The organism is Vibrio sp. ED002 (assembly GCF_023277445.1).
In the GTDB taxonomy this organism is placed as follows: Bacteria; Pseudomonadota; Gammaproteobacteria; order Enterobacterales; family Vibrionaceae; genus Vibrio; species Vibrio jasicida.
Genome location: NZ_CP080239.1, coordinates 295,421 through 310,851 on the forward strand (window position 1 = coordinate 295,421; position 15,431 = coordinate 310,851).

Consider the following 15,431-nt stretch of genomic DNA (forward strand, 5'->3'; position numbering starts at 1 on the left):
GAGCGAACGGCTAAAAGAAGAAACGGATAATCAAATATCAACGGAAGGAAGCGAATCAATGCTTGTGAAACTGGCTTGGCGAAACCTCTGGCGACAAAAGCGCAGGACACTACTGACGGCGTCTGCGTTGGCATTGGTGCTGTTTCTTTCGCTTATTACGCGAGCGTTTCAAGAAGGGAGTTACACGTCCAATATCAAAAATGCCGCCAAGTTTTATACCGGGTTGATTCAACTGCAAAACCCCGAGTTTGGTGACTCTTCCAGCATTGATGATGTCTTACCGCAAACCAACACCTTCATTTCAGCGGCGAAAAACAATCCCAATATTGATGTGGTATTGCCTCGGGTAGAGTCTTTTGCTTTAGCCGCAAAAGACGAACGCTCAAAAGGCGTGATGGTACTAGGCGTTGAGTCTGAAGCTGAAGACCGGTACTCCAATATCAGCGACAAGTTGATTGAGGGAAGCTACATCCAATCGGGGCAAAAATCAGTGCTAGTTGGTGGTGGTTTAGCGAATTATTTACAACTCAAGGTTGGCGATGAATTAGTACTTTACGGTGCCGGTTATCGAGGACAGACCGCGGCAGGTTTGTATCAAATCTCGGGCATTCTTCATTTTCCTTTGCAGCAGCTTGATTCTCAGTTGGTGTACATGCCGCTCGATACTGCGCAAAACCTGTATTCATTGGATGACCAAGTCACCGCATGGGTTTTAAATACTGAGAGTCTAAGAGATCTACCTGATACTGTTGAACAGCTTAAAGCCGAGTATGGCGATAACGTAGCCGTGAAAGATTGGAAAGAGCTGTCGCCTGAAATGGCACAGCAAATCGCCTTGGATAAAGCGGGCGGCATTTTCTTGATTTACATTCTCTACGGTATTGTTGGTTTTGGCTTGTTCGCGACAATCTTGATGACGACATTGGAACGCCAGCGCGAGTTCGCCGTCATGCTGGCAACCGGAATGTTGCGCTCCAAGCTCGTCCTTCTGCTCACGATAGAGTCTCTGTTTATGTCCGTCATTGGCATCCTTATTGGGCTTATCGTGAGTGCCCCTGTGTTGGGGTATTTCTACTTTAATCCAATCGAAATTACCGGCGATGCTGCCAAGCTCATGCGCGAAAGTGGTTTTGAACCTATTGTGCCCGTTTCGCTCGCCCCATACTTACTGCTCAATCAAATCGCCGTCGTGCTGTTCATTCTTTTGTTATGTCTGCTTTACCCAATGGCTCGCATGTTTCGAATGCCCATTGCGGCAGGGCTAAAAGGAGGTGCTCATGCTGGTTAAGTTGGCTTGGCGTAACTTGTGGCGCAACAAGTTGAGAACCTCAATTATGCTCGGAGCCATGGTATTTGGCCTGATGGGCGTGGTTGCCATGATGGGGTTCATGAATGGCTTGGTCGATAGCATGATCAAGAACGCCATCTCTTGGCAAACCAGTCATTTGAAGATCCAGCAAAAGTCCTATTTGGTCAATCCTGAGCTTAAAGATGTAATTCCCGATGCGGATAAGATAACCAAAGTGTTGGCGAGTAACCGAGAAGTGAAAGCCATCTCTGAGCGATTTCTAGCAGATGGCATGATAGCGTCGGCGCGCAGTACACGTGGTATTCGCATCAACGGCGTTAATATCGAGCAAGAGCAAAACATCACGCCACTCTCGAAACATATTGTCGACGGGGAATGGCTGAGTGAAGAAGGTAGAAATCCGATTTTGGTTTCGAGCAAGATAGCCGAACGATTGAAGCTACGCGTTGGCTCCAAAGTGGTACTTACTCTGTCTGATGTGAACGGGGAGGTTGCAGGGGCGGCGTTTCGTGTTCGAGGTATATTCAAAACACCATCGACAGGGTTTGATGACGGGAATGTTTACGTCCGAAAAGCGGATCTTGAAAAGGTAGCGGGGCTGAGTGGCACGCACGAAATCGCGATACTCCTTACTTCTAATGACGATGCTGAGCTCAAGCAGTTACTGGCGTTCACTCATTCTATTTTGCCGCCGGAGAGTAAAGACTTGCTCAGTGTGAGACCTTGGCAGGAGATCCAACCTTTGCTCTCTACCATGATGAGCACGATGGATGTTTCCAACCAAGTGATGTTGGTGGTGTTTGTGCTGGCGATGACCCTCGGCATCGTCAATATCATGCTGATGTCGGTGTTTGAACGCACACGAGAGTTCGGTGTGTTAATGGCTGTCGGGATGCAAAAACACAAGATACGCTTGTTGATTGTTTTCGAAACCTTGTTCCTCGGATTAAGCGGTTGTGCGCTTGGGTTACTCGGGAGTGCAATTATGCTTAAGGTGCTAAGTGTTACCGGATTGTCGCTGGCTGGCATGGCGGAAGGGCTAGGGGCTTATGGCGTGGATACCTTGCTTTATCCACGGGTATCAATAGCGGAATATCAAATGATCATTGTCGCGATTTTTGTTGCCAGCCTTATCGCAGCCCTGTATCCCGCACGACAAATTTTGAAGCATCGACCTGTGGATACCATGGCGGAGAAAAGCTAATGACCATCAAACTAGAAAACCTAACTAAGATTTACAACGCCGATGGTGATTACCCTGTGCACGCAGTGCAGTCGGTAGACTTAGAGATTAAGCAGGGTGAATTTGTTGCGATCATGGGGCCATCTGGTTCGGGTAAAACGACGTTACTGAACATGATTGGCGGTATTGATGCCCCAAGCTCTGGCAAAGTGGAAATCGACGGTTGCATGATTTCATCGATGTCAGAAAAAGAACTGATTGCCTATCGGCGCGATAATATAGGCTTCATCTTCCAAGACTACAGTTTGTTACCTGTGTTAACCGCGCTTGAGAATGTGGAATTCGTCATGCACCTGCAAGGTAAAACTGAGCGAGAGTGTCGTGAACGTGCGACGTCCTTGCTTGAACAAGTAGGGTTAGCGGAACAGATGAATAAGGTGCCAGGTAAAATGTCCGGCGGGCAGCAGCAGCGTGTTGCGGTTGCTCGTGCTTTAGCGCCGAAGCCTCGTTTTGTCATGGCGGACGAACCTACTGCCAATCTAGACGCCCAAAGCACCGCTGAGCTGCTCGACATTATGGAGCAGCTTAGCGAACAAGAGGGAACGACGTTTATCTTCTCGACCCACGATCCGCGTGTGATAAAACGTGCTCACCGGATTATCGTGTTTGAAGACGGTCGTTTAGCGCGTGATTTCAGCAATATTGATAATCGCGCAGAGAGGTCGCATGCATAGAGCTGTTTCCTATTTGTCTGCGACTTGCACCAAAACTCTCCGATTACATACTTGCTTGCCCTGCACAAAAGTAAATGCAGTGTTTATTAAGGCGTTAAGTCTTTCATTGCTCAGTCTTCAGGCTGGTTCTGCCTTGTCTGCTGTTCCCGGATTAGAGCCTCAAAAGTCATGGGATTTGGATGGTTACATCAAATACATGGCAACCTACAGTATTCCTGATGGAACGGATAATACGTTCGATAACCTGATACACAATCGACTTAACTTTGAATACCGTTTTTCCTCTAGTTGGCGTGTGAATGTTGGGCTACGAAATCGAGCACTTTGGGGCGATTCTACCGACTTTCCTGGCTATGCCGATTTGGTTGCGTTGGATTCTGGTTACATGGATTTGAGCAAAAACTGGCATGAAGATGATGTGGTCATTAACAGTCAGCTTGATCGTCTATATCTCACTTGGCAGCAAAATGACTGGGGAGCGCAACTAGGGCGCTTTCGTATCAATTGGTCGATGAATACGATATGGAATCCAAACGATATCTACAATGCGTATTCGATTTACGATTTTGACTATGAAGAGCGGGCAGGCACGGATGCGGTCATGCTGAGCAGAAAGCTGAGCTTTGCCGACGGCGTAGATTTGGTGTTTTCACCAGCTCGTCAGTCAGGGCAAGACAGTGCCTCACTGCGTTATTTCGCCAATCAATCGGGATGGGATTATCAGTTTATTGCAGGGCGAGCTCGGATGGATTACTTACTCGGTGCTGGTTTTGCAACGGATGTGTTTGATGCGGGTTTTCGTGGAGAGCTCACATGGTTTGACCCCATTGATCCAGAATTTGAGGGTGAACCGACCAAAAAGACCACAGTTGCCAGTATTGAATCGGATTACAGCTTTGGCGGCAAACGCAGCTGGATGGGGCGTGCAGCGTGGTTATTTATCTCTGAGCCGCAAGATGCATCAAGCGCATTGGCGTATTTGAACCTTCCTCTCGATGCAAAAACGTTGAGCTTTACACGAAATACATGGTATGCCGATGTGAGCTTTGACTTAACGCCTCTAAACCGCGTCACTCTCTCAACCAGTTACTACGACGATCATTCCTATTTCCTTGGGATATCGAGTAACTACTCCCTCGCTAATGACTGGCAATTGTTCACGGTAATCCAAAGCTTTAACGGTAGCAGTGGCAGTTTGTTTGGCGAAGTACCTGCGACTTTGTTGTTTGCTAATATTAAATACAGTTTTTAAATATATGTTTTAAAAGTGAATTTATTTAGCAGTTAGTAAGTGAAACTCTTCTATCAACTCTGATGTAAATACGATACTGAATGCTGCTCCATAAATACCAACCCGCTCACGCTTTGACAGTTGAGTGCAGGGTTGATATGAAATTAAATGCAATTTCTTGGTAAAGCTAAAAAGCCTTGTCTACACTCAACGTAAAACGAATGTTATTCGTTGGGTGGCATATTAATTGAGCCACGGAGAAAAGTAGCCAAAGAGCTACACCAGTAAAGTTGGCTGATAAGGACGGGGAAATGAACAACGAGTGTTTTGCTAGGTCCCGAGGTGTCACGGATGAGATGCCAATGAAAGAAACGCTTTCTGCAGGTAAAGATCCTTATGCACATTACCTAAAAGACATCGTGGGGATTGATTTACTCTCTCGAGAAGATGAACTGCATTATGCCAAACTCAATCGAGCGGGGGATAAAGAAGCGCGCGAGGTGATGATCGAATCTAATTTGCGTTTAGTGGTGAAGATTGCCAAAAGCTACTTAAAACGTACTGGCAACAACTTCACGCTGCTTGATTTGATTGAAGAGGGCAACATTGGCTTGATCAAAGCCATCGACAAGTATGATCCTGAGCCGGGTTATCGCTTTTCAACTTACGCAGTGTGGTGGATTCGCGAAAACATTGAAGCGGCATTAATGAACAACGGTCGCACGGTACGTTTACCTGCTCACGTTTGTAAAGAGATAAATAGCCTTGCGTCGAAAAAGCATGATGCGAGCAAAACCATGAGCAAAGACATCTCGATTTCAGAGTTGTCCTATTGTTCAGGCGTAAAGGTAGAGCGTGTTGATGAGTTAGTTGCGTTGAGTGGTTTTATCGATGTTTCAACGACTGTCGACCTTAATCATGCGCCATTTGTGCTCGAACAGTGCGAAAGTGAATACACAACAGATCCACAGCAAGATTGCGAAGACTATTGCTTTACTCAAGCACTGGAACACGTCGTTAACACATTGCCTGTAAAGTTACAGCAAGTGCTTATTCATCGTTTTGGCTTGTTTGAACATAACGTGAAAACATTAGCTGAAGTCGGGGACTTACTGAATGTCTCTAACGAACGCGTGAGACAAATGCAGAAAGAGGCGGTAGAGCGAATACAAAAACGTCTTCAGTTTGATGGATGGGTTTAATACCAATCGTAGCAAATAAGTGATCAATCTAGCTGGTTAAAACGCTCGATAACGTCGTTTAAAATTTTAATTGTAGAATCACTACTTATCGAAAATTTTAGCCTTGTTCTCAAGCGTTTTTCCTGCGCTAACTTTGATAACCTACTTACTGTGATTGGTATAAACACCGATAAATAGCTTCTAAAAAGCCAGCGTCGTTGCTGGCTTTTTTCTATCTGCGTGTTGCTCAGTTGGTCTTTGCTTGTTCTTCGGCAAAAAGCAGTAACTCAAGTTGTGTTTTCGCGGAGGGTTCGAGTGTCCAGATACTCAACACGCGGTTAAGAGCAGCTCGATACACTCTGCTCTTGAGTAAGAAAGCGAGGGTGCTCGTGTAGTTGTTCACCACTTGAGTTTGTGTTGCCACTAGCTCCGCTTTGTTTGCGATGTCGATTTGCTCGAGATTGAAATCAGGCAAAAATGCACACTCGTACCACACCTCGACAATCTCGCGGATTTCGAGTTCTTCTTCAGGCACATCAAAGTCCTGTAATGTGTGGTTTTCCGGTATCGCTGATAAATAAACCACATCCAATTTGTCAGCAACAAATGTATACATCTGAATCCTAAATACCTCTAAATCTCGGTCGAATCATCTCTCTGGTTTATATCTTTGTCAATTGTATCTGTCTGATTAAAGAGTTAATTGTGAATAAGCGCCACAGTCTTAACTTAAGCTGTTTAAGTATTTGTCTGTTAAGCCAAAATATTTCAAGTTGCCGTCTGGCTCTAATACCAAACTCATGTTCGAAGTGGCGATCAAGCCCGGATCGTTGGTAGAGAACACCACGGTTTTGTTTAGCAATTTATCGGTGAACAAGCGGTTGAAGTACTGGGCATTTTCTTGCTCAGCGCCATTAAATGGCTCATCGATGATGATCAGTGATTGCTCACAGCTTCCAAGCCCCAGCGCGAGGCGCAATTTCTGTTGAATACCGTTAGGTAAATTCTTGCATTTATCTACGCTTAGCTGAGTGTTCAATCCTTCTGGCAGCCATGCGTCGAGTTCGAAAAAGCTCACCATCTCTTGCATCTTTTCTGTAGGGATGAGTCCATTATGCAAGATGAAGTTAGTTTCCAAAGAGCCTTCAAAAATATGCAAATTAAACGGGATGTAGTTAATCGAGGTTCGGTAGCGATAGCTGTTGAACTGTTTGATGTTGTAACCGTCTACCGACACTGCGCCTTGGTATCTATCTTCTAAACCCGCAAGGATGGAAATTAGCGTGGTTTTACCGCAACCAGTCGGTCCACAAATCACCACCTTCGCCCCTGGGGCAATTTTAAATCCGAGATTGGTTAAGCCCGTAGCTGCGCCAGTGTAGCGATGGCTCACACCGCTGCCGACAATGCTGCCTTGGAAGAGGCGAATAGGTGGGCTTTTCTCCAATGTTAGCTTGTCGTCATTCATTGCCATAAGGTTGTTGATTTGCGCAGAGGACGCCTTAATCGATTGGAATTTGGAAATGGAGTTGTAGATACCCATTATCGGACCTAACGCCTTCCAGACTAGAATTACGGTTGCAAGCATGGCACCGGCATCAGATGTGCCATCCATAACGCCGATAACCGCGGTCACGATACTTGCGGTGCCAATCACCTGAATCAAACTGCCACCTGCGGCTTGAACCTTACTGTTGGTCACCGCAACGTTTTCAGCATCGTTGGTGCTTTGCATGTGTGAAGCGCTGAAGCGAGATTGAATAACGCGCAATAGTGGCAAGCCTTGGATGGTTTTGATGCCGCGAAGAATCTCATTCCATTGGTAAGAAACCATGGCGTTAGCGCGAGAGCTCTTCGACGTGGCTTGTGAATAGATGTAACGAGAATAAACACAGAACACCAACATCAGAATCAAACCCGCCATGACGACCAACGCAGCGGTTCCTGACATGATGGCAATCGCGACAATGAACACGATAACAAACGGCATGTCGAAGTAGCTCAAGGTCGACTCTGCCGTTACCAATCGGCGGAATGTGTCGATGTCTTTCAAACGCGCCAACTGAGAAGACACGCCAGCGGTGGATGTCATAGCATAAGGGAGCCATAACAGCTTGGATATAACCGCTTGAGAAATGTGCACCGCCAAGTCCTTACCTGAAGTGGCAATGATGTTGACTCGCATCTTCTTAAAAAAGTATTCCGAAAATCCAACAATCACGGCAAACAACGTGAGCCAATAGAGCGTGGCTTGCGAGCTAGACGTCAAGGCGAAGTTGTATACACTCATGATAAAGAAGGGTTGGAGTGCGCCCAAGATACTGATGACAAAGCTCAGAATAATCAGGCTTTTGAGTTCATTGTTGTAGCGATAAAACGCGTATTTAATCCAGTTACTGCGGTCTTGAGATTCAGGTGGTGGCTCTCGGAACAAGCGGGAGTATTCGCTGATCGAGACCAACAAACATGGCTTCTTGCAGAGCGGGTATTCAATGGTGTTGTTATTGGTGTAATCAAACAGGATCAGTTTGCCGTCTTTAGTGCCCAAGAAAATCGCAGTGAGGTTTTCTATCTCGATAAAGCAAGGATGAGGGTGCCCCTCGATGTGCTCCAACGTTTTTAATTTAGTGACGTCACAACGGTAACCAAGGCGTTCAATCGTGGCGATAAAACTGTCGCTGTCTTTTGGTTTAGGGATAAAAGCGTCACTGAGGATAGAAGGTGTGCCTTCCCATTCAAGTGCAATGAGGGTGTAAGCTAAACCACGAATCAAAGGTGACTGATTGTATCGCTCGTCATAACTGCGAGCCTCAAAGTCCAACAAGCGCTGAGGGACATTATTAAAATCAACCAGAATACTCATTGGTCACCTCCGGTAAGTTTGACGCGTTTGAGGCGATGATTGAGTTTGTCCATCTTATTGCTGACAATGATGAGTATTTTGTCGTTGGCACGATACGCAGTACTGGTCAAAACCAATCGAGCAAAGTCGTCATCATAAACACAGTCGATGTCGTCGAAGATCAACACTCGTTTGTTTGCAAGCAAGGCACGCACTAGCAGCAAGGCATAAGCAACTTGGCGCGAGAATGGGTTGCGTAAATGCCCTTTGAGTTCGGTGTAAAAACCCTCGGGAAGGGCATCGATTTGTGCTTTTATGTTCATGGTTTCGCAAAGCGCAAATGCGGTGTTGTTTAAGCTCGGGCGGAAACAAGTCAGGTTGTCGATGATGGTCCCTTCGACGAACGAGCTGGTTTTGTCGACCATGAGCACGCTATTGCGCCAGACGTTGTAATTAACGTCATCGAGCGGTGTCTCGTTGATTTGAATGTCCAGTTTGCTGTCGGTGTTTTGCCGCGTAATGCAATTGGCAAGATGGGTTTTGCCTGCGCCGCTTTTCCCCGTCAGCAAGTAAGCCTGACCGAGTTCAAACTCAATGCGTTGTTTTTCCGAATACTTCACCGAGATGCGCTCGACTTCTGTCGTGTCATTTTGTTGTTCTACAGACGCAGCAAGCTCAAGCAACTCGGCGATACGTTGAATATGAAGCTTGTTCAACTCCCAGCGGCTCACCGTGCGCATCACTTGCTGGTATGGGGCGAAGTAGCGGTTGGTAAGCATGATGATGGCTGCCATGATGCCTTGGCTCGATTGCATGTTGATAACTGCCGTTGCCAAAACTACCACCACACAAGCAATGGAGAGCTGTTGTATGAGCGACAAGATAAGGCTGAAGTTTGATTCGATTTGCTCGTATTTGATGTTCTCGACTTCACGCTCTTCCACCATTTGTGTCATGAGGCTCTCAACGCGATACTCCATATTGCGAGCTTTGATATCGAGTGGGCTAGAGATGATCTCGATGATTTTAGAGGTAGTTAAGCCTTCGATGTCGGATTTGTTTTCTAGGCTGTTGATTTTTTGCTTGGAAAGACTGAGTGCGAACATCGCCAAAACGATGGAGGCGAGAAAGATAGTCACCCCTGCCCAGATGTTGATCAGACCGATAATCAGAATGGTCAGTATGCTGACGGCAAGGTTGATCAGTGCCCGTACAGATTCTCCGCCAAAGAAGGATTTAATCTCTGGAATGGTGGCAATACGCTCTAAGTATTCACCGGGTTCTAGGCGACGAAACTTCGATATCTCAGCCAAACAGATGGATTGAAACACCTTGTTGGTTAAGTTGGTTTCGAATTGCTTCATGATCACAGACGAAATCTTCTCTTCCTGATTCTTTAAGTGATAGTCGAGGAAGATGGTGATCAAGATAATGGCAAACAGAAGAAACAGCGTGTCTTTGGCTTGGTTAGGTAAAACTCGGTCAAAAATAATCAGTATCGAAAAGGGCAGTACTAAGCCAAACAGCGTCGAGATGACCGTCGAGAAAGTCAGGTAACACTTGTCTGCAAAGTTAATCTTTTGGGAAAAATGCTCAGTTTGCATTGCGACCTCCTTTCTTAATCGATGGTTTGGAGAGAAGGTGTTTTGGAACTAAGTCTTGATTGCTTCTGCCTTCGATATCGCTCATCAACTGCATGATGCTTTCGATGGATTGCACCGACAACATGCCTTTGATTTGTTCAAGATTGATCGATTCAATGATGTAGTCATAGCGCGCGCTCTCGTAATCACGTAGCGCGCTAAACAGTTTACTTTCCGCTGCCAGTAAGTCGGTAATGGTTCGCGTACCAAGCTGGTAAGCGCGTTGAATGCCTTTGTAGGAAGCGTAGTTTGCACGGATGATGTTCTCGTAGCTGCTGATGGCGCGGGAGAAGTCATTAATGTTGAGCACTGAGGTATTAACGCTATTGCGCGTTGTGAACAACGAATCTTGGTACAGTAACTCCGTTCGCTCGATGGCAGTTGATGATTTTTGATAACCGTAGTAATCCGAACCGCCGGAGAAAATCGGCACATTCAAGTTTAAGCCGACGCTGGTGGAGTTACTGTCCCCTGTTGCGGTTGGGTCGGTTCGGTCATAGTTGTTTGCATCGTCGTAACGGTAACTGGCAGAGAGCGATACGGTCGGAACGAAGTTTGAACCGCTTTCTTTCAAGCCTCTTCGACTACGTTCTACGGTCTTCTTCGCAACCAATAAGTCGTTATTGAGCTTCAACGCTTGTTCAAGAATTACGCGTTGTTCGGTCTCGCTGATTTCTGCTAAGGGCACGCTTTCGTAGATGTCCTGCGATGGGGTGACTGGGTATTGAACTTGAATCTCTAAACCGTTCAAAATCACACGTCGGTCTTTCTCTAAGGTTCTTAAGCGATTGGCAATGCCTTCTTTCTGAGCAATCACCTCATACAACTCGCTCGCCGCAGTGTTGCCAAGTTCCACGTTACGACGCATTTGGCGTTCACGTGTTTCAGACGATTTAAGCTCGACTTTGGTGGCTTTGATTTGCGCGTTGTTTTTCAGGTACTCGAAATATTGCGTCGCGATTTCAGAAATGGTGCTCTGGATTTTGTTCTCGTGTTTGATTTCTTCAATGTTGAAATCAAGTTTCGCGGTGCCGTATTTGAAGATGTCGCCAAGGTTAAACACCGATTGAGATAAAGACACGCTGTAGCTGTTTGAGTTGTAGCTAGAACGCGTATCTGGTGTTCCCGTTAAAATGGTTTCGTTTTCATTCCATGTGGTATCAGCGGCACCGTTTAAAGAGGGCAGAAACTTAGAACGGCTAATGTCGATGTTGTATTCGTTTTCCTCCACGCCTTTGTCACTAGCGCGCAGAGATAAGTTGTTTTCCAAGCCGAGTTTGACCGCCTCAAGCAAGGTGGTCGCCATTGCCGAAGGAGCATTGCTCAATGTTAGTGCTGCCAATACGCAGCTAGTTAAGTTTCTGTACCGCCACATATTTGTTGATCACCTTGATGATTTCGTCGTTTTTATAAGGTTTGCTGATCACGTAATCCATCCCAGCTTCGATACAAGCTTGGTGTTCATTACTGCTGGTCAATGCTGTCGCACCTATAATGGTGCAAGGGTTTTGTCCGCTTTCTTGTTCGTATTGTCGAATGCGTTTGGTTGCTTCAATACCGCCCATACCTGGCATGATGCAGTCCATAAAAATGATGTCCGAGCGCTGATTCATGAAGTGCTGAACAGCGTCTGCGCCATCGCCAACGGTGTCGGCTTCGTATTCTTGCTTGCTCAAAATACGTTTGAGTAGAATCTGTTGAACACGGTCATCTTCCACAATTAGGAATGAGCTGTTCTCCATCTGATCTTCAGAGGCTTCCGCTTCCATGATTGCCAATAGGTTAGGGATGAACTCATACGGAATCGCAGGAGAGTTCAGAATCTTGTCGACAAAGGTATGGCTCTCTTGTGCTTGCTGAGTGCTAGTGACCGAAAGCAACAACTTGGTGTTCGGGTGATTGCGCAGTTGCGATTTCACCGTTTTGCTCAGTGAGGGCAGCTTGTTTGGTTCGAACGTGTCGGTCAGCATAATGGCATCGTATTCGCCAAAGGTTTTTGCAGCAGAGAAGAGCTCATTCGGCGTTCGAATTGGCGTGATCTCTAAGCCCAAGTTGACGAGCATTTTGTTCATCACATCAATGCGCAGCTGAGAGTTGGCACATAGCAACAAACGTTTATTGTCGAAGCGAGTTTTCTCGGTGTGGAAGCTTTTGGCTTTCAAATCGAGCTGAATTTGAAAACGTTCCTGATTGCCCGATTGATACCAATGGCTCTCGTAATAGCCATAATCTTTCAGCACGCTTTTCGCCAAATCGTCTTTGGTTGCAGTGTGCTGTTTATGGTCGCTCCAGTGTAGGGTATTGAGCTTGGCAAGCGGCACATCCAGTGTGGTTAAGAAGTTTAGATTGATGGTTAAGCGGGTGTTCTCGATGTCTGACGCTGCGCCCGATTCAATGGTGACAAACAGTTTTTTGTCGGCTTTGAGTTGGATGGCATTCGATAGCTGTAGGAACAACACCCAGAATAAGCTGGTGGATTGCCCTTCAACACGATTTGGTAAGTTATCCGAGATAAAGCAGTCTAGCTCGCCTTCATTTCGCTGCACTTTGGAGCTGATGTGAATCATCAATTCAGACAGCACATTCAGCAGTGAAAACTCTTTCGATTTGCTCTCGGTCCCTTGTGAAATGAGTCGATTGTAGTTCTCTGCCAATTCAGACAGGGTATTGGCAGCCGAGGTTATATCTTGCGCCATCAAAACGCCGCTCTCATCGGTCTCTTGTACGAGATATTGCACGCCGCCGTTAATGGTGTTGGTGATGCCACGAATCTCGTAACCAATCAGAGCATAGAGTTGCTTGTAGAGATCGTTATTACGTTTTTGCTCTTCGAGTTTGCTGAAAATCAGTTTTAGGTGAGAGTAGATCTGACGCTGCTTCGGATTGATGCTCACTTCATTCAGCAACTCTTCCAACCTTTGTAAATCCAGTTGTTTGAGTTCTTGATAAAGCCCGTCGAATTCTTGATCAATGTCGCGCTCATTCGAACTGGATTTTCTCAGTTTAAGGATTGCCACTAAATTCGATAGAACGGCGATACCAACCAACACAACAACGACCATAAACAACCAAATGAAGAACTCGTTTTTCTCCATCATTAGGTCGCTCGCATGGTTGTTAAACATGGTGCGATAGTTGTCGTCCATTTGTAGGTAGTTATTGGTGAGCGAGAGATACAGTGCCAACACATCGTCACGTGTTTTTGAGCTGTCCGAGAAGCGATTAATCGCCAGCTCAAGCTGCGTATATTCGGTCGCGCCTACCAAGCTAAACTCAGTTTTGTTGAGTGACGCAAGAGACTTAAACTGGTCAATTTCATTTTTCAGAACCTCAAAGTCGAGCTCTGTTGTACTACAATAACGCGCAGCTAAACAGCGTTGAAGCGTTTGGATATCAAGTTCGATGGTTTGGTTGAGTTGTTGAGCTTGAACCAAGAGAGGCGCGTTTTGCACCTGCTCCACTGAATCCACTTTTTCCCAAGAGACATACAAATAAAAGGCGAGGGCAGCCAGCACCAAGCTGAAAGCAATGCTTAGGCGCATAACAGGAACGGAAATGTTGTAGGAAGGTTTGTTACTCATCCATTACCTCTCATCGAACGCGTCTTCGATAGCCGACATAACCGGCTTCGCAGCGTATTCGATAACCCGACGTGACCCTGTTTTCACATCGGCGGTAAACTCCATGTAAGGGGACAGTTTGTATTGTGTGCCTCCACGCTCTAGATAGTTTTGGTTGATTTGGATTTCAGCGAGGTAGAATTCAGCGTCCTCTTCTTCATAGGAAGAACGGCTGATCGACGCGATTCGACCTTCCAAAAATCCGTATTTGGCAAAGTTGTAGGTGTCCATCTTCACTTTGACTGCCTGTCCGATTTCAACAAAGCCCATGTCTTTACGTGGAATCTTCGCTTCGCCATGAAGGGAGTTATTGATCGGCGCAATGTCCGCGATACTTTCCCCCGGCGGTATCACGGCAGAACGGAAGTTGAAGTGCACTTTATCCACCACACCATCAATAGGGGCGTAGACCACAAGACGATCCACTTTGTCTGAGTGTTGAGGACGAAGAATGCGTTTCAGCTTGAGATCTTTCTTCGCTTGAATGATTTGCGCTTGGTATTCGGAGTTGCGATTTTCCACCAAGTCACGGTACTGTTTTTCTAGCTTGTCGAGTTGGAAGCGTTCATTCATGACTGACTCATCAAGGTTTTCAATCTCACGCACCATGTTTGACTCTTGAACCTGCATATTCAGAACATCGACATAAGATGCCATTTCTTCTTTATAGAGGGTGTTCTTGATATTGAGCTGCTTGCGAATCAAAGAAAGCTGGTTCTCGGAGCTTTTGCGGCGCTTAAGCATAGAATCAATCAACGAGTTCTTGTGATTGATGTCGTGAGTGATCAACTCTTCATTAGATCGGTTTTTGGAAAACTCTTGCTGCCAGGTATTCATGTTTACCTGAACCAATTCTGGGTATTTTTCGATGTAGGCAGAGAAATCGGGCTCTACCATATCGCGCAGGCTTTCATAACGGAGTTTGTCTAACTCGAGCTGAATGATTTCTGTGTTTACCGTATCGAGTTGAGTGTTTCTATCCAAAGAACGAATTCGCGCAATGGGTTGACCTTCGTAAACCACTTCGCCTTTGCGCACTAACATTTCTTCGAGAATACCGCCTTCAAGGTGTTGCACTTTTTCTACGTCAGATTCCAGCAATAGCTCACCGCGCACCGACACCACAATGTCGATACGAGCTTGAGACGCAACGGCGATCGCCACCATTGAAAGCAAAAAGATAGCCAGCAATGTTTTGTGTACGCTGGTCATCGCACTGGCTAGCACGATCGTATCGTCTGCAGTCACCTTCGAAGACTCGTTGTTGGAAACGAGTGCCTTTCTGAGGTGGTGTTCGATCTGCTTGTTACTCATGATCCACCTCGGTTATTCATCATCAGTGCTGTCATCGATAGAGTTCTCGATATCTAACAGCTGGCTTATTTGTTTGTTCACGTTGTTGAGCTCAGTTTTGATGTCCTCAATCAATTCATTAGGTGCGGGAAAGTGGTGCTTACTTAAATGTTCCAGCTTTGCCATCTTGGGTGGTAAATCATCATCACAAAGCAATACGAGAATGGTTTTCAGCTTTTTTGAGTAGCCGCTCAGCTCCTCGAAACGGTTTTGTTTATGCAGCATTTTGATGTTGATCGCCGCGCTGCTGAAATCCTTGTAAAAATCTCCCAATAGCAATTGCAGCCCTTTGTGGCTGTTGTCGACTGAGCGCAACAGATTCGTCATGTTTATCA

General features: G+C 46.1%; 12 protein-coding genes. 5 read left to right on the forward strand and 7 right to left on the reverse strand.

Features of this window, described 5'->3' with window-relative positions:
• Window positions 1–58 precede the first annotated feature (58 nt).
• The 5 genes from ITG12_RS18185 to ITG12_RS18205 all read left to right on the forward strand — a co-directional run bounded on the left by ITG12_RS18185 (window position 59) and on the right by ITG12_RS18205 (window position 5,659).
• Window positions 59–1,288, forward strand: coding sequence for an FtsX-like permease family protein (locus ITG12_RS18185; RefSeq protein ID WP_038881803.1), 1,230 nt, complete (start codon window positions 59–61; stop codon window positions 1,286–1,288).
• A complete protein-coding gene (locus ITG12_RS18190) occupies window positions 1,278–2,513 on the forward strand; it encodes an FtsX-like permease family protein (RefSeq protein WP_038881802.1) in 1,236 nt (411 codons plus the stop codon). Before ITG12_RS18185 ends, ITG12_RS18190 begins: the two co-directional genes overlap by 11 nt.
• The gene (locus ITG12_RS18195) at window positions 2,513–3,226 is read left to right on the forward strand and encodes an ABC transporter ATP-binding protein (RefSeq protein ID WP_038881801.1); all 714 of its coding nucleotides are present in this window, start codon (window positions 2,513–2,515) and stop codon (window positions 3,224–3,226) included. Before ITG12_RS18190 ends, ITG12_RS18195 begins: the two co-directional genes overlap by 1 nt.
• Complete coding sequence (locus ITG12_RS18200; RefSeq protein ID WP_038881800.1) at window positions 3,219–4,478, forward strand: hypothetical protein; 1,260 nt, start codon at window positions 3,219–3,221, stop codon at window positions 4,476–4,478. Before ITG12_RS18195 ends, ITG12_RS18200 begins: the two co-directional genes overlap by 8 nt.
• A gap of 290 nt (window positions 4,479–4,768) precedes the next feature.
• Window positions 4,769–5,659, forward strand: a complete 891-nt coding sequence (locus ITG12_RS18205; RefSeq protein WP_038881799.1) for a sigma-70 family RNA polymerase sigma factor — start codon at window positions 4,769–4,771, stop codon at window positions 5,657–5,659.
• 226 nt (window positions 5,660–5,885) lie between these two features.
• On the opposite strand, the gene ITG12_RS18210 is transcribed toward ITG12_RS18205, so the two are convergent.
• From ITG12_RS18210 to ITG12_RS18240, 7 genes are all read right to left on the reverse strand, one after another.
• Entirely contained in the window at window positions 5,886–6,254 is a 369-nt protein-coding gene (locus ITG12_RS18210) for a hypothetical protein (RefSeq protein WP_038881798.1), read from the reverse strand.
• A gap of 108 nt (window positions 6,255–6,362) precedes the next feature.
• Window positions 6,363–8,501 (reverse strand): ATP-binding cassette domain-containing protein, encoded by a 2,139-nt coding sequence (locus ITG12_RS18215; RefSeq protein WP_005442632.1) that lies wholly within the window; start codon window positions 8,499–8,501, stop codon window positions 6,363–6,365.
• Window positions 8,498–10,084 (reverse strand): ATP-binding cassette domain-containing protein, encoded by a 1,587-nt coding sequence (locus ITG12_RS18220; RefSeq protein WP_038882258.1) that lies wholly within the window; start codon window positions 10,082–10,084, stop codon window positions 8,498–8,500. The genes ITG12_RS18215 and ITG12_RS18220 overlap by 4 nt, the downstream gene beginning before the upstream one ends.
• Window positions 10,074–11,498 carry a TolC family protein gene (locus tag ITG12_RS18225; protein ID WP_038882257.1) on the reverse strand — a complete coding sequence of 475 codons (1,425 nt, stop codon included), beginning with the start codon at window positions 11,496–11,498 and terminating at the stop codon, window positions 10,074–10,076. The genes ITG12_RS18220 and ITG12_RS18225 overlap by 11 nt, the downstream gene beginning before the upstream one ends.
• Window positions 11,473–13,704, reverse strand: a complete 2,232-nt coding sequence (locus ITG12_RS18230) for a response regulator (RefSeq protein ID WP_248874644.1) — start codon at window positions 13,702–13,704, stop codon at window positions 11,473–11,475. Before ITG12_RS18230 ends, ITG12_RS18225 begins: the two co-directional genes overlap by 26 nt.
• Window positions 13,705–13,707: 3 nt before the next feature.
• Window positions 13,708–15,057, reverse strand: a complete 1,350-nt coding sequence (locus tag ITG12_RS18235; RefSeq protein WP_248874647.1) for an HlyD family type I secretion periplasmic adaptor subunit — start codon at window positions 15,055–15,057, stop codon at window positions 13,708–13,710.
• Between the two features lie 12 nt (window positions 15,058–15,069).
• Entirely contained in the window at window positions 15,070–15,423 is a 354-nt protein-coding gene (locus ITG12_RS18240; RefSeq protein ID WP_248874649.1) for a hypothetical protein, read from the reverse strand.
• Window positions 15,424–15,431 lie beyond the last annotated feature (8 nt).

Coding starts and splice junctions, on each gene's coding strand:
- ITG12_RS18185 (WP_038881803.1), top strand. CDS start 59: ATGCTTGTGAAACTGGCTTGGCGAAACCTCTGGCGACAAAAGCGCAGG.
- ITG12_RS18190 (WP_038881802.1), top strand. CDS start 1,278: ATGCTGGTTAAGTTGGCTTGGCGTAACTTGTGGCGCAACAAGTTGAGA.
- ITG12_RS18195 (WP_038881801.1), top strand. CDS start 2,513: ATGACCATCAAACTAGAAAACCTAACTAAGATTTACAACGCCGATGGT.
- ITG12_RS18200 (WP_038881800.1), top strand. CDS start 3,219: ATGCATAGAGCTGTTTCCTATTTGTCTGCGACTTGCACCAAAACTCTC.
- ITG12_RS18205 (WP_038881799.1), top strand. CDS start 4,769: ATGAACAACGAGTGTTTTGCTAGGTCCCGAGGTGTCACGGATGAGATG.
- ITG12_RS18210 (WP_038881798.1), bottom strand. CDS start 6,254: ATGTATACATTTGTTGCTGACAAATTGGATGTGGTTTATTTATCAGCG.
- ITG12_RS18215 (WP_005442632.1), bottom strand. CDS start 8,501: ATGAGTATTCTGGTTGATTTTAATAATGTCCCTCAGCGCTTGTTGGAC.
- ITG12_RS18220 (WP_038882258.1), bottom strand. CDS start 10,084: ATGCAAACTGAGCATTTTTCCCAAAAGATTAACTTTGCAGACAAGTGT.
- ITG12_RS18225 (WP_038882257.1), bottom strand. CDS start 11,498: ATGTGGCGGTACAGAAACTTAACTAGCTGCGTATTGGCAGCACTAACA.
- ITG12_RS18230 (WP_248874644.1), bottom strand. CDS start 13,704: ATGAGTAACAAACCTTCCTACAACATTTCCGTTCCTGTTATGCGCCTA.
- ITG12_RS18235 (WP_248874647.1), bottom strand. CDS start 15,057: ATGAGTAACAAGCAGATCGAACACCACCTCAGAAAGGCACTCGTTTCC.
- ITG12_RS18240 (WP_248874649.1), bottom strand. CDS start 15,423: ATGACGAATCTGTTGCGCTCAGTCGACAACAGCCACAAAGGGCTGCAA.